This window comes from Shewanella sp. SM73, from assembly GCF_025653795.1.
GTDB lineage: Bacteria > Pseudomonadota > Gammaproteobacteria > Enterobacterales > Shewanellaceae > Shewanella > Shewanella oncorhynchi.
The window spans coordinates 141322-154797 of sequence record NZ_JAKKRY010000010.1 but is presented as its reverse complement, the minus strand read 5'-3'; the positions used below and the strand labels follow the sequence as shown (position 1 = coordinate 154797).

The window sequence follows — 13476 nt, the reverse complement described above, 5'->3', positions numbered from 1 at the left end:
GCATTGTCTATTTTCGACAGCAACATCTTATTAATCTTGCGATTCCCTCGCCCAATATCCCGCCAACATGGCGCCAGACAAATTATGCCATATCGAAAATATCGCGCTGGGAATGGCAGAAATAGGACTAAAGAATTTAATACATAAAGCAGTGGCGAGACCGGAGTTTTGTAGGCCAACTTCGATAGAGATAGTTTTACAAACTGTGTGGTTAAAGCCTAATAAACGGCAACAGAAATAGCCTAAGGCGAGACCAAGGCCATTATGTAAGAACACGGCAAGCAGAATAATCGGGCCAACTTTATCAAACTGATTGGCATTTAACGCCACGATAATCGTAATCGCCATCACAATTGCCAAGATAGAAATCAGTGGCAATGCAGGAGCGACTTTAGCCACCAGCGATTTAAAAAAATGATTGATAATCACGCCAACGCTGACAGGGATCAGCACAATTTTCACTAAACTCAGCAGCATATCGGCGAAGGGTATATCGATCATTTCCCCAATCAACAGCTTAATAATCAGTGGTGTTAACACCACGCCCGCTAAGGTTGATAGTGCCGTCATGGTTATCGATAAAGCCACGTCGCCTTTCGCTAAATAACAGACCACGTTTGAGGCGGTGCCGCCTGCAACACTGCCTACTAGCACCATGCCTATGGTGAGTTCCCTATCTAATCCTAATAACAGGCTGATCAATAATGCGCTGAGCGGCATGACCGAAAATTGCAGCACGAGTCCTGCGAGTACCGCACGTTTCTGTTTGAATGCATTAGCAAAATCCTGAAGATCTAAAGTGAGCCCCATAGATAGCATGATGATCACCAACAGCGGCACTATGGCGGATTTAAGCTCAGTAAACCAACTCGGCATCAGATAAGCTGTCATTGCGCCTATCAGTGCCAACAGCGGGAAGAAGCGGTTTACGTTTGCCAACATAGTGGGCCCTTTACATCAAGAGGTTATTTTTATTGCTCGGATGATGACAGCCGTCCCTTGGATAGACAAGCGCTAATCCGCCAGCAACAAAATGCCTAGAATGGTGATTTTCAATCTCAGCATTTAGACTGACCCGGCAAGCTAACCCCGCAAATCTACAATAAATTCCGCTAAAAAATGCATGATAAAAATGCATTCTCAATCGCTAAAACATGATCTGCTTAACAAAAAGCCCGTGATTTCCTTGTTAGGAAACCGTAACTTATAACCAGTTCACGTTTTAACAATTACATACGAGGTAGTCTTATTGCGCTAGGTGGTCGTGAATTACCTAAAGCAATTTCGGTGTTTACGGTTAGCACTCTCAGATAGGAATCGTTATGTCATCAGTTATTCAAACGCTCAGCGGCGCTATCGCAACGCCTTATCAAGCGAATATTACCGTCCCTAACTGGATGCTCGGCTCGATGGAACGGGTCATGCAGTACTATGTCGATAAGAATCTTCGCCTCGATACGCTTTCCGCAGAAATGATGCCAGCACCGGTGGAAGGCAAAAAATATATGCTATACGCACATATTCCCTTCTGCCATACCCTGTGCTCTTACTGTACTTTCCACCGTTTTATGTTTAAGGAAGACAAGGCGCGTGCCTACTTCATCTCATTACGTAAAGAGATGGAAATGGTCAAGGCCCTCGGCTATGACTTTGAATCTATGTACATTGGTGGTGGTACCACCACGGTATTAGAAGACGAATTAGCCCGTACCATAGAACACGCTAAAACCCTATTTCCTAGCATTAAAGAAGTCTCCTGCGAGTCCGATCCGCAGCATTTAGACAGCCCAGGCTTTAAACAGCTCAAAGGCTTAGTGGATCGCATGTCTATCGGCGTACAAAGCTTTAATGACGATATTTTAAAAATGACCGACCGACTCGATAAATTCGGCACGGGTCAGCAAACCTTCGACAAGATCATGGGTGCCAAAGAGTTGTTCCCTATTATCAACGTCGACCTGATTTTTGGTTTCCGCGGCCAAACCGATGAAGTGATCCAACACGATCTCGACATGGCATCACGCTTAGATCCAAGACAAATTACCACCTATCCGCTGATGATCACTCATCAAACCCGTAAGAGCGTTAAAGGCAAATTAGCGGCGCCGCAAGCGGATATGGCAAACCAATATCGCCAAATATTAAACAGTCTTAATGGTCAATATAATCAATTGTCTGCATGGGCATTTGGTAAAACCGATGACGAAGGATTTGACGAATACGTTATTGATTACGACGAATACTTAGGGGTAGGTTCGGGCTCATTTAGTTTCTTAAATGACACGCTTTATGTGAACACTTTCTCGCTACGTAAGTACCAAGAACGCATCGCAGCGGGTCAAATGGGTGTCGAGCAACAAAAGAACTACAGCAAAAAAGACGTGATGCAATATCGCTTTTTGCTGGGCATGTTCTCCGGCCGTTTATCGCGTAAATATTTCCGCGAAACCTTTGGCGTCAATTTAGATACCGCCTTATTTAAAGAAATGACGTCGATGAAACTGATTGGCGCCATCAAAAACGACCCAACAGATCCCGACAATCTGATCGTCACCGACAACGGCAAGATGATGGGTCTATTGATGATGAAAGAGTTTTACTCAGGCATGGATAACGTGCGCGCCCAGTTGCGTAAACCACTCAAACCCTGTGATATGTAACACTTATTGATGATTGTTGATTCATAAAGACTAAACAGGCCCTTCGAGGGCCTTTTTGTTAACTCGGTTTAAAGGTAATCTTGCCCAGTACTATTAATTGAGCACAATCCCAACAATAAAGGAGTATTCGTTATGGGTTTTAATGAACAAGAAAAACAAGCCTTATTAGCACTCAAAGGCGTTGGCCCGACAGTAATTAAACGCTTCGAAGAAATTGGCATCAGCTCGCTACAACAACTCGCCCAACACGAAGTGGATGATATTGCTAACTTAGTCGCCAGCATGCTGCGCACCACTTGCTGGAAAAATAGCCCACAAGCGCGAAATGCGATAAGTGCGGCCATCGACCTCGCCCGCGCGCAATAATCGTTCCCCATTGATACTAAAACATCCAACTAGAGTTAAGAAGTTCATGTCAGCACACTTAGCCATACCCCTTTTTACTATAGTTTTACTCGTCTACGGAGAAACGGTCTCTGCCAACGACAGTAGTTTTGGCGATGCTAATGGCTCTATTACCTTGAAATATCAGCCTAATATCAGTATGGATAAAGAGTCCCTCTTCATCAGCGAGACCGAAGTCAGGGTCGATTATGTGTTTACCAACACCAGTTCGCAGGATCTTATCGTCCCCATCGCTTTCCCCATGCCGCCGATGTTTTTTGGCTCCGCTGATCACAGCAGCATTGATAATTTCACCCTTAAAGTGAATGGTAATACCCTGCCAACTCAGCACAGGCTGGTTGCCCAACTTGCCGATAAAACCGATATTTCAACCGAGCTGAAACAGCTTGGCTGGGGTGTAGATGAAGTCGCTTACTTTGCCGAATATGCCGAAGTCCCCGAGGGCAAACCCGCGCTCCCCAAGCAATGGTTAGATGAGGACCAACAAATCGCCTTTACCCTAAGCGATTACTTTGTGTGGGAACAAACCTTTCCCGCGGGCCAATCTGTCTCCATCAGCCACAGTTACACGCCAAGCCTCTCAACGGGCATCCCCGATACTGCCAATAGTATTATCGATACTTACACTGAACTGGCCTGTTTAGATGAAAGCGCCAAGCAAGGTATTCGGAAGCGTAATCTCGTTGTCAAACAAGACGGCGAAGATGTTGAATATGGCGTGGAATGGAGCCACCTTAGCTATATTTTGGTCACGGCCAATAACTGGCAAGGGGCGATTAAGGACTTCAAACTCACTATTAAAAAATCCCAGCCCACAGATCTCATTAGCCTGTGTTTTGATGGCGAGCTTAAAAAAACCGATCCACTCACCTTTGAATTCCAGCAAAAACAGTTCACGCCAAAGCAAGATCTCAGCATCCTGTTTATTCGTAAACCGAATTTTGAATAATCAAAAAAGAAGCCAGCTAAGTGCTGGCCTCTTTATAACTTGCTATTTTTAATTTAAAAACTATAGGTCATACCTAACCAGTAACGGCGGCCATCTTCGATATAACCGTATTCCTCTTGGGTAATTTCCTTATCGAAGGCGTTATAAATGCCCGCGCTAAATTTCAGGCTATCGTTCAACTGGTAGTTAGCCCCCAAATCCAGCAGAGTATAAGAAGGGGCGATTAAACTGCTCGATGAAGGTCCTGTCGTCGGTTGGCTCTCTTCGCCACGGTAGTTCACCCTCAACCAAGTGCTTAAATTATCAATAGGCTCGTAGTTGAAAGACGCTTGGATCAAATGCTTAGGCAATTGATTCAATGGGCTACCTTTATAAACACCTGTCTTTTGCTCCGAATCCGTATAGGTATAGTTACCCGTCAAACTCAAGTTTGAGCGGATGCGATAGTCGATACTCAGTTCAATCCCTTGGGTCACAGCTTCGTCGACATTCACATAAGTCGTCGGATTAGAACCAAATTGATTTGGACCATCGGTACATTGAGTCGCAGGACAAGCTACACGGGTGATCTTGTCATTAAACTCGTTATAGAACACACCCGCGCTGGCGGTAATGCTCTCGGTCAGATCAGAATACAAACCTAACTCATAGTTAACTGAAGTTTCAGGTTGTAAATCTGGATTACCGTACATATTGCCACCGCGGCTGACTTGTCCCCAGTCGGGCACTGTCTGGCGTAAACTCGGCGCCCTAAACCCTGTTGATACACCGCCCTTTAAGGTGGTGCTGTCGGTTAATCCCCACACGCCATAAACGCGCGGACTGACATGATTACCAAAGTTTTCATCATCATCCAAACGCAGCCCCATGGTCAGAGCAAAGCTATCGACAATGCGCCATTCATCCTCTGAAAACACCGACCATTGTTTGCGACTAATATCAGTTAAGTCACTCACTTGGTTACCTGTTTCGTCAATGAGATCTTGATGGTTGAATGCTGCGCCAAAGGTCGCGGTATGACTTTGGCCTAACGTAGTGATAAGGCTAGATTGCGCATCCGTGTTTGTGATTTTCATCTTACGGGATTTATTATCAAACACTTCATGCTTGATATAACTATCCGAAGTACCAAAGTCCCAACGACCTGTATGTGAAAGGGAGAAGGTACTGTTTTCATATTCTGTCGTTGAAGATTCAGGGCAACCGCGACGGCCACAGGCTTCGCCCGGTGCTAACGGTGTGACGGTTTTACCTAAACTGCTGTCGAGTTCTTGGTTAGAAGTACCAACTTCAAACATGATATCGTGATTTTCATTGGGTGTGAGCGCAAATCTCGCGGTCAAGTTAGTCGCATCGCGACCTCGGTAACCACCATAGATTTGATCTTCTTCACGCTGGGTATATTGACCATAAAGTTGCATCCCTAGCAGATCTTTGATCAAACCACCGTTGACGAAAAAGTTGCCTTGATACACATTTCCCGAGTCAGATTTTTCCTGCAAAGTGCTGTCGAGTCGCACCTCACCCTGCCATTCGTTTGGCACTTTGCGAGTGATAATGTTAATTACCCCACCAATGGCATCCGAACCATAAAGTGACGACATAGGCCCACGAACGATCTCAATTCTATCGATAGCAGCCAATGGTGGTGTCCAAGCGCCTTCAACGCCTGGGCCGTCACTGTTGGTCCGTGTCTCGCGCGAGGATTGGCGTTTACCATCCACTAAAATTAACGTGTATTGACTACCCATGCCCCGCAGACTGATATCCTGACGGTCTGCACCGCCCGTAATCACTACGCCGGGCACTTCTAACATGGCATCGGTTAAGTCGCGGTAGAAGCGGTTATCCAGATCCTCACGGGTGATCACGCTGATAGAAGCTGGCGCATCGCGAATTTGCTGTTCAAATCCCGATGCAGTCACCACGATTCTTTCCATCATCTTTTCTTTATCTGACGCGGTATCCGCAAGGGCATTTGTTACTGGTACTGTGGGCAACAAACATAAAGCGGTGATCACTTGAGCGAGGTACTTCTTACGACTTAACAACATAACCGACAAGTCTCCATTAGAGCAAAGATTGTAAATGAGAACAATTTTCAATACGGCAATGTATCTCTATGTTACAATCAGCTCAAGTTAGACTTTAGGTATTCACTTGTAAGAGTTACTTAAAAATGAATAAAAACATGATCAAAGGGATGATCGTTTTTGCGACAATCGCAGAAAAGGGCTCAATGAGTGCCGCAGCACAGCAATTAAATCTCAGCTCGTCGGCGGTAAGTCAGCAAGTGACCAAGCTCGAAATGGACATGGGGATCAGCCTGTTCCACCGCAATACCCGCAACCTCACACTCACCGAAGCGGGCAGTTTGTTCTACGAGAATTGCCGCAAGGTCATAGCGATAGTCGAAAGCACAGAGCAGAAACTTAATAACTTGAAAGGTATTCCATCAGGGGAATTAAAGATTGCCGCGCCTATAGGATTTGGCGGCGGCTTGTTAAGCGAACCTTTTAATTACCTGTTGGCAGCACATCCACAGATAAGTTTGAATTTACTGCTGCAAGATGGCCCGATAGATATAGTCAACGACGGTATCGATCTGGCGATTTGCATCGGCCCCTTATCGGATTCCAACCTAATTGCCCGCCATTTAGCCGATTGGCGTATGTTACTGTGCGCCTCACCTAATTATCTGGCAATGCATAAAAACCTTAGCCACCCAACGGAGTTAACTGAATTAAATCGGATCTATCACACTTATGCTAAAGGCGATATCTTAACCCACGCCTTCAGCCAAGAGTGTTTTGAACTGACAAGCCAGCGAATTAGCGTCAACAATATGCAGGCGTTAATTCAACTCACACTCGATGGTCTAGGATTTGCCGCCCTGCCCGAACCTGAAGTGCACAAATACCTCGAAAGCGGCCAACTGGTCACCCTATTACCCGAATGGTCACTCAATACCTACAGTGTTTATAGCGTAACGTCGGCACGGGATAAGCAGCCCGCAAAAGTGAAAGAAGCGCTCAATGCACTTAGTCAATACTTTAATCAGACAGATTTTCACCAAGCTTATCATGTTAACCTGAGCCATCAAAAAGATGGCGTAATCGATAACGTAACCAATATCTTACCAATTAAAACTAAGAAAAAGTCACATCATCTTGATGTTGGTCACGCATCTTGAGGATACCTTACACGCATTCATTTCTGCGCTAAGCTGGGGTATTCTGCGGTGATAAACCGATAAAAAGATGTAACTCGATGAAAGATGTGGCCTTAGTGTTGGAAGGTGGTGGCCTCAGGGCCATTTATACCGCAGGTGTATTAGACGCGTTTTTACAGCAGTCACTTCACTTCAACTATGTAATTGGGGTATCTGCAGGTGCCATTTATCCCGCGTCCTATGTATCCCGCCAATTTGGTCGCAATCTCCACATTCAGCAGCAATATCTCAATGACAAACGCTATATGGGCATCCGCCATTGGCTGGCAACGGGTAATTATGTCAATACAGACTTTACCTACCGTCACATGGCTTATGAGTTGCTGCCATTTGATTTTGATACATTTTTAAATAGTAATACCGAATTCAAGGCCGGCGCCTTTAACTGCAACACAGGAAAAACCGATTACTTTGGGATGGCCGATTTTAATGAACACGATAAATTGCTCGACGTGCTCATTGCCTCCTCTAGCCTGCCTTTTATGTCTAAACCCAGCGTGATCAACCAAAATCCTTACCTCGATGGCGGCATCGGCGAACCGATACCAGTAGCGCAATCACGAAAGGACGGTTACGCACGCCAAGTCGTGATCTTGACTCAAGATGAGCATTATCAAAAATCCTCGATGAAAATGAATTGGTTAGCCCGCAAAACCTATAAACACTACCCCGCCGTTGCCCATGCGCTAAGTGAACGCCATCATGTTTATAATCAAGCATTAGTCGAGTTAAACCAAGCCGTTGCGAATAATAACGCCTTTGTGATCCGCCCAGCGCAACCACTTAACCTATCGCGGCTCGATCGCAACATCGGGAAAGTAACCGCCGTCTATCAGCAAGGCTTAGCAGATGGGCAAAATATCTTGCCCGCATTAATCACTTGGTTAGCCGCACCAAAACTGCCTAAAACTGAGGTGTAATCGAACGCAGCACTTGGCTAATAATCAACTCTCGCAGCCATTTATGGCTCAAGTCGTGTTCGAAGTGTTTGTGCCACATCAATAAATACGCACCGGGGATCAGCTTGATGGGTGATGGTAAAGACTGAAGCTCAAAAGACTTCATCACAGCCAAGGCATAGCGTGAAGGTGCGCAGAGGATTAAATCGCTCTGTTCACACAGGGTGAGAGCACTCTGAAAGTCGGTCATATTCACGGCAATATCCCGTTTACGGCCCTCGAGTTGTAACACATCATCCAGCAACCAATGCTCTAAACCGCCAAAGGCCACTTGCAGATGGCGATAACTCAAGAAGATATCTAAATTCCACTCTTGTGTTAACGCCGGATGATCACGACGCATCAAACACACGGGATAATCTTGCACTAACTCAACATGGCATAAGTCATCGGGAATATTATTCACATGCATGGGCGAGCGCTCGTCCCACTCGCGACAACCTATGGCTAAGTCGATGTCGCAACGCAGTAATCTGTCCATGGTATCGAGTCGCCACGTTTGGCAATTGAGACTCACACCGGGCGCTTGAGTGAGCAACATGGGCATAAAATGGGGAAAGGTCAGTGAATAGGTGGTTTCGACCAAATGCATTCTAAACTGTCGTTGGCTCAAGGCGGGTTCGAAGGTGTCCGGCCGAGTAAATTGCGCCAATTGCTGTAAGCATTGGCGCAACTCAGGCGCGAGTGACAAAGCCTTGGGGGTCGGTTTTAGGCCGTAGGCGGTACGTTCAAATAAAGGATCATCAAACACTTCCCTCAGACGTGTGAGCTGTTTACTCACCGCCGACTGGCTCAAATGCAACCGCGCAGCAGCGGCGGTCACGCTTTGCTCCTCAAGTAGAATTTCGAGTACGGGCAGTAAATTCAGATCCAAACGTTTTAGCATCTATGCCTCATTCACCCCCAAATAATGACTAGGGTTGCACTTTTTTAAATGGATTTAACCTTAAATTCTGCGGCAACTTCATCAATAACAGTGACAATAAAATCACCGCGATTCCCATCCATTGGCGCATATCTAAAGTTTCCCCCACAATCATGACCCCTAATGATACGGCAATCACAGGGTTGACTAAAGCGACCATACCCATGATTTCTGACCCTAAGTTTCGCATCGACCACAGCCAAGCCCAATAGGCAACAGCGGTGTTGGCAATCACTAACCATATCAGTGAAGGTACAAGCGTCATACTCGGTAGCTGCGGTGGCCCTGCCATAAACCAAGCCAGTGGGATCAACATCAAACCGCCTAATAATAGCTGCCACGCGGTCAGCACTAAAAAGTCACCCACATCCCACTTTTGCATCCAGCGAGAAGAAAAGGCAATTAACGTCGTGGCACTCAGCATGCAAAGTACGCCGATAGGATCGAGATCAGCCGAAGGGTTAAGCAGTAAAATGACCCCACCTAATCCCATCAAACCTAATAATAACCACTTCATTCCTGGGCGTTTTTTATCAATGAGCCAAGCCAGTATTAAGAAGATGAGCGGCAGAGTAGCCCCTAAGGTTCCCGCCACCGCGCCCGGCAAACGATACGCGCCGATAAATAGCAAAGTGAAGAAGGCACCGATATTACAAAAAGCCAGCAAACCAAGCTTTGACCAAACCAAAGTTGGCAAACGAGGACGCAGCATCAGCATTAATATCCCCGCAGGCAAGGCACGCCACACGGCTACCCAGTAGGGCGACATGTCATGTAAGTAGAGACTCACTAACGCATAGGTCGTCCCCCAAAATACAGGAGCAAGTAATGCAATAATAAAAGGCATAATGACTTCTTAAAAAGTATCTTGATATTGAGATATATTACTTTGAGATAATAAAACAGACAAGCCTTGAGCTAACAATTCCACCGATTACAACCTCTATTGCATGAACTTAGCCAAATCCACCCACAACAGACACTGCGCTTGGGCGCCGTTTGCCGTATAATCGGCCGTCATTTTCTACAGGCGGGCCAGTATGTTCCATATCGCACTCTATGAGCCAGAAATCGCACCTAACACAGGTAATATCATTCGCCTTTGCGCAAACAATGGCTGCCAGCTGCATTTGATTGAGCCATTAGGTTTTGATCTAGAAGAGAAAAAGCTACGCCGCGCGGGTTTGGACTATGCCGACTTAACCAATGTGACTCGCCATAAAGACTTCGATGCTTTCCTCGAAGCCATGGCTGGCAAGCGCATTATGGCCTGCACCACTAAGGGTAGTCGCCCGCATACTGAGCTGAGTTTTGCCAAAGACGATGTGCTGCTATTCGGCCCAGAAACCCGAGGTTTACCGATGGCGATTATCGAATCCATCCCCACTGAGCAGAGACTACGCATCCCCATGGCGGCCACCAGCCGTAGCTTGAATCTGTCTAATGCGGTGGCAATTATCAGCTATGAAGCATGGCGCCAACTGGATTTTGCTGGCGCACTTTAAGCGCTATCGAAGGTAAATCGGATTGGCGACTATGGAGATGGCGCGACTGGCGTCATCTCTATCCCGCGAAAAAGCTGATAGCGATCAACATCATCGTCTAAATATTGAATATTCTGCGTCCATTGCCATGCGTTAGCTTGAGCACCCGCCCCCTTTGCCTCGAACAGTAATTGAATTAACGCAGACCGAGCAGTCACCACGCCCTCACCCAGCAAAGAATAATCGCCATTTTGACGATATAAGCTAAAGACTTGCTGCTTCTCTTGGGACACGCCATCGTAATAGGTCAACAACACTTGCTCGCCCTGCTCCCTAAACCACCAGGTTTCACTATAGGGCGCACGCGTGCCAACACTCACAGACAATAACAGCTGCCGCTTATCATGGGAGCAAAATCCGGTGACTGTGACTTTTCGTGGCACTTCCCCCACTTTGGCGGCATCGCCCACCCATTGACCGGTAAACTGAGGGCAAAACTCACTAAAACTTACCCTAGCCGCGTGTGCAGCCAGAGGAATAGCAGCACTCAGTGCAATTGCCACTCCCCATAATAGTCTTAATCGGTTGATTTTATTCTGCATCTACCTAGTCCTCAGCCGAAATCTCACCCTAGATTAGCCTGTAATTCTGCCATCAACAAATCACAATTAGCCGACAACTATTCACAGATGCTTACACAAAGCGTCCCGCTATGAGTTATCACTCAGTTTGCTTTCATGCTCGGTTTCTATACTCTCGAATCTGCACCACAAATAAAATCATTATAACTATATGTATGATAAGGAGACTCACAGTGAAGAAGACAGGAATCTTATTGCTCTGTCTGTTGATGCCATTCGGCTCAGCATTTGCGGAGCAGGGTAAACCGCTCTCGGTGGAATTGCTCTGGCAACTTAAGCGTATTGGTAGCCCAGTCGTATCGCCCTCTGGTGAGCATATTATTGCGCCAGTCACAGAATATGATCTAAAGGAAGATAAAGGTTCGACCCAGTTATGGCGTTTTGATGGCGAAGGTAAGAATAATCGCGCTATTACAGTCAAAGGGTTAAAGGTGAGCGAGCCCGTGTTTTCGCCCGACGGCAAAACCTTGGCCTTTGTGAGTGAGCGAAATGAAGACGACGCAGGCCAAATCTACCTATTGCCTATGGACGGTCCGGGTGAAGCGCAACGCTTAACCGACATACCTACTGGCGTAAATGGTATTAAATGGGTTGGCAAGCATTTGTATTTCATCAGCAATGTATTCCCAAATCAAACATGGGACGAGATGAAAACCCAACTAAAAGCCGACGAGGATAATAAGGTCTCCGCTCGCCAGTGGAACGCTTTGCCCTACGCTCAGTTTGATCACTGGTTAGATGAACGTCGCCAAGCCCATGTATTTATGATCCCCGCTTCGGGCGGCGAAGTCGAAGCCGTGACGCAAGCGCTCGGCCATGAATTACCACGCTCGAGCCAAAGCAGTTCAAGTTACGATATTTCACCTAATGAAGGCTTAATTGCCTTCAGTACTTATGGCTCAGACAACCGTATCGACCCTAAACTGGATATTTTCCTTGCGACGATTGGCAGTGGTAAAGCAGAGAATATCACCCCAGAAAATCAAGCCGCAGATGCTGATCCCAGCTTTAGCCCCAATGGCAAAACGCTGGCTTTTACCCGTCAGAAAATCCCCGGTTTCTATGCCGATACTTCAAGGCTGATGTTACTGGATATCGATAGCCGTAAACTTAATACGCTAACACCAGAGTGGGATCGTTCGGTCAGCCAATTTAATTGGACCCCCGACAGTAAAGGCTTTTATGCCACCATTGAAGATGCCGCCACTAACCGCATTTATCATATCGATGCCAAAAACGGTAAAGTCAAAGCCATTACAGAGGCAACTGACTTTGGCCAACCCGCCATAGGCAAAGACGGTGAACTGATTGCCACCAACGAGAGCTTTTTGCACCCAGCGCGCTTGGTCAGCATTAATCCCCGCAATGGTAAGACGGTACGCCTAGAGAATTTTAATGACGATATTCTCAAAGATGTTGATTTAGGCACTTACGAATCAGTGACCTACAAGGGATATCAAAATCAAGATATTCAAATGTGGGTTCACTATCCCCCCGGATTCGATCGCAGTAAAAAATATCCACTCTTTATGCTAGTTCACGGCGGGCCACACAACGCCATTACTGACGGTTTCCATTACCGTTGGAACGCACAAACCTTCGCTTCTTGGGGATATGTCACTGCATGGCCAAACTTCCATGGATCTAGTGGCTTCGGACAAGCGTTTGCCGATGCGATTAACCCAGATTGGAAGAATAAATCCCTCGAAGATGTGCTCAAGGCGGCAGACTGGTTTAAACAGCAAAGCTGGATAGACAGCGACCGCATGGTGGCGGGTGGCGCAAGTTATGGCGGTTATCTGACCTCAATTATTTTAGGTCAACCACATCCCTTTAAAGCCTTGTTGATCCACGCTGCGGTTTACGACATGTATTCACAAATGGCGTCGGATTTTGCCGTGCACAGCACCCGATTTGGCAACTACTGGGATAATCCTGAGCTGTATAAAGCCATTTCTCCGCATTACTTTGCGGCTAACTTTAACACTCCGACCTTAGTCAGCCATGGCCAACTCGATTACCGAGTACCTGTGGGACAAGGTTTTGAACTGTTCCGCACCCTGCAAACTCGCAATGTGGAATCACGGATGATTTACTTCCCAGATGAAAATCATTGGGTTATGAAACCCAATAACTCTATCTATTGGTATAACCAAGTGAAAGATTGGATGGCTCACTACGCTAAGCCGGGCGCGCAATAGCACCTAGAACAGAAAAGCAA

At 46.5% G+C, this 13476-nt stretch carries 12 protein-coding genes; 7 read left to right on the top strand and 5 right to left on the bottom strand.

From position 1 onward, the window contains the following. Positions 1–30: 30 nt before the first annotated feature. The gene (locus L5M51_RS14880) at positions 31–942 is read right to left on the bottom strand and encodes a bile acid:sodium symporter family protein (protein ID WP_028759531.1); all 912 of its coding nucleotides are present in this window, start codon (positions 940–942) and stop codon (positions 31–33) included. A gap of 380 nt (positions 943–1322) precedes the next feature. On the opposite strand from L5M51_RS14880, the gene L5M51_RS14875 reads away from it, so the two are divergent. The 3 genes from L5M51_RS14875 to L5M51_RS14865 all read left to right on the top strand — a co-directional run bounded on the left by L5M51_RS14875 (position 1323) and on the right by L5M51_RS14865 (position 4014). After that, a complete protein-coding gene (locus L5M51_RS14875) occupies positions 1323–2660 on the top strand; it encodes a coproporphyrinogen III oxidase family protein (RefSeq protein ID WP_105250563.1) in 1338 nt (445 codons plus the stop codon). Positions 2661–2792: 132 nt separating this feature from the next. Further along, positions 2793–3026: a hypothetical protein gene (locus L5M51_RS14870; protein ID WP_011787794.1), complete on the top strand. Its 234-nt coding sequence runs from the start codon at positions 2793–2795 to the stop codon at positions 3024–3026. A gap of 46 nt (positions 3027–3072) precedes the next feature. After that, positions 3073–4014: a DUF4424 domain-containing protein gene (locus L5M51_RS14865; RefSeq protein WP_263173524.1), complete on the top strand. Its 942-nt coding sequence runs from the start codon at positions 3073–3075 to the stop codon at positions 4012–4014. 53 nt (positions 4015–4067) lie between these two features. On the opposite strand, the gene L5M51_RS14860 is transcribed toward L5M51_RS14865, so the two are convergent. Then, positions 4068–6068, bottom strand: coding sequence for a ligand-gated channel protein (locus L5M51_RS14860; protein ID WP_263173522.1), 2001 nt, complete (start codon positions 6066–6068; stop codon positions 4068–4070). 125 nt (positions 6069–6193) lie between these two features. Here L5M51_RS14860 and L5M51_RS14855 point away from each other — a divergent pair, with 125 nt between their 5' ends. Both L5M51_RS14855 and L5M51_RS14850 read left to right on the top strand, forming a co-directional pair. Further along, positions 6194–7207: a LysR family transcriptional regulator gene (locus L5M51_RS14855; RefSeq protein ID WP_263173519.1), complete on the top strand. Its 1014-nt coding sequence runs from the start codon at positions 6194–6196 to the stop codon at positions 7205–7207. Between the two features lie 77 nt (positions 7208–7284). Beyond that, the gene (locus tag L5M51_RS14850; RefSeq protein WP_263173517.1) at positions 7285–8166 is read left to right on the top strand and encodes a patatin family protein; all 882 of its coding nucleotides are present in this window, start codon (positions 7285–7287) and stop codon (positions 8164–8166) included. On the opposite strand, the gene L5M51_RS14845 is transcribed toward L5M51_RS14850, so the two are convergent. Together L5M51_RS14845 and L5M51_RS14840 are read right to left on the bottom strand one after the other, a co-directional pair. Beyond that, positions 8150–9091, bottom strand: coding sequence for a LysR family transcriptional regulator (locus L5M51_RS14845; protein ID WP_263173515.1), 942 nt, complete (start codon positions 9089–9091; stop codon positions 8150–8152). The two genes, L5M51_RS14850 and L5M51_RS14845, sit on opposite strands and share 17 nt — an antisense overlap. A 28-nt stretch (positions 9092–9119) precedes the next feature. After that, positions 9120–9977, bottom strand: a complete 858-nt coding sequence (locus L5M51_RS14840; protein WP_263173512.1) for a DMT family transporter — start codon at positions 9975–9977, stop codon at positions 9120–9122. Positions 9978–10170: 193 nt separating this feature from the next. On the opposite strand from L5M51_RS14840, the gene trmL reads away from it, so the two are divergent. Continuing rightward, positions 10171–10635, top strand: a complete 465-nt coding sequence (gene trmL, locus L5M51_RS14835) for a tRNA (uridine(34)/cytosine(34)/5-carboxymethylaminomethyluridine(34)-2'-O)-methyltransferase TrmL (protein WP_006079682.1) — start codon at positions 10171–10173, stop codon at positions 10633–10635. 29 nt (positions 10636–10664) lie between these two features. Here trmL and L5M51_RS14830 read toward each other — a convergent pair whose 3' ends face one another. Next, entirely contained in the window at positions 10665–11216 is a 552-nt protein-coding gene (locus tag L5M51_RS14830; RefSeq protein WP_212599557.1) for a hypothetical protein, read from the bottom strand. Between the two features lie 212 nt (positions 11217–11428). Here L5M51_RS14830 and L5M51_RS14825 point away from each other — a divergent pair, with 212 nt between their 5' ends. After that, positions 11429–13456 carry an alpha/beta hydrolase family protein gene (locus tag L5M51_RS14825; RefSeq protein WP_263173509.1) on the top strand — a complete coding sequence of 676 codons (2028 nt, stop codon included), beginning with the start codon at positions 11429–11431 and terminating at the stop codon, positions 13454–13456. Positions 13457–13476: the final 20 nt, after the last annotated feature.

Bases quoted from the DNA above. Each gene is read 5' to 3' on its own strand.
- L5M51_RS14840 (WP_263173512.1), bottom strand. From the start codon at position 9,977: ATGCCTTTTATTATTGCATTACTTGCTCCTGTATTTTGGGGGACGACC.
- L5M51_RS14845 (WP_263173515.1), bottom strand. From the start codon at position 9,091: ATGCTAAAACGTTTGGATCTGAATTTACTGCCCGTACTCGAAATTCTA.
- L5M51_RS14875 (WP_105250563.1), top strand. From the start codon at position 1,323: ATGTCATCAGTTATTCAAACGCTCAGCGGCGCTATCGCAACGCCTTAT.
- L5M51_RS14880 (WP_028759531.1), bottom strand. From the start codon at position 942: ATGTTGGCAAACGTAAACCGCTTCTTCCCGCTGTTGGCACTGATAGGC.
- L5M51_RS14865 (WP_263173524.1), top strand. From the start codon at position 3,073: ATGTCAGCACACTTAGCCATACCCCTTTTTACTATAGTTTTACTCGTC.
- L5M51_RS14850 (WP_263173517.1), top strand. From the start codon at position 7,285: ATGAAAGATGTGGCCTTAGTGTTGGAAGGTGGTGGCCTCAGGGCCATT.
- L5M51_RS14870 (WP_011787794.1), top strand. From the start codon at position 2,793: ATGGGTTTTAATGAACAAGAAAAACAAGCCTTATTAGCACTCAAAGGC.
- trmL (WP_006079682.1), top strand. From the start codon at position 10,171: ATGTTCCATATCGCACTCTATGAGCCAGAAATCGCACCTAACACAGGT.
- L5M51_RS14830 (WP_212599557.1), bottom strand. From the start codon at position 11,216: ATGCAGAATAAAATCAACCGATTAAGACTATTATGGGGAGTGGCAATT.
- L5M51_RS14860 (WP_263173522.1), bottom strand. From the start codon at position 6,068: ATGTTGTTAAGTCGTAAGAAGTACCTCGCTCAAGTGATCACCGCTTTA.
- L5M51_RS14855 (WP_263173519.1), top strand. From the start codon at position 6,194: ATGAATAAAAACATGATCAAAGGGATGATCGTTTTTGCGACAATCGCA.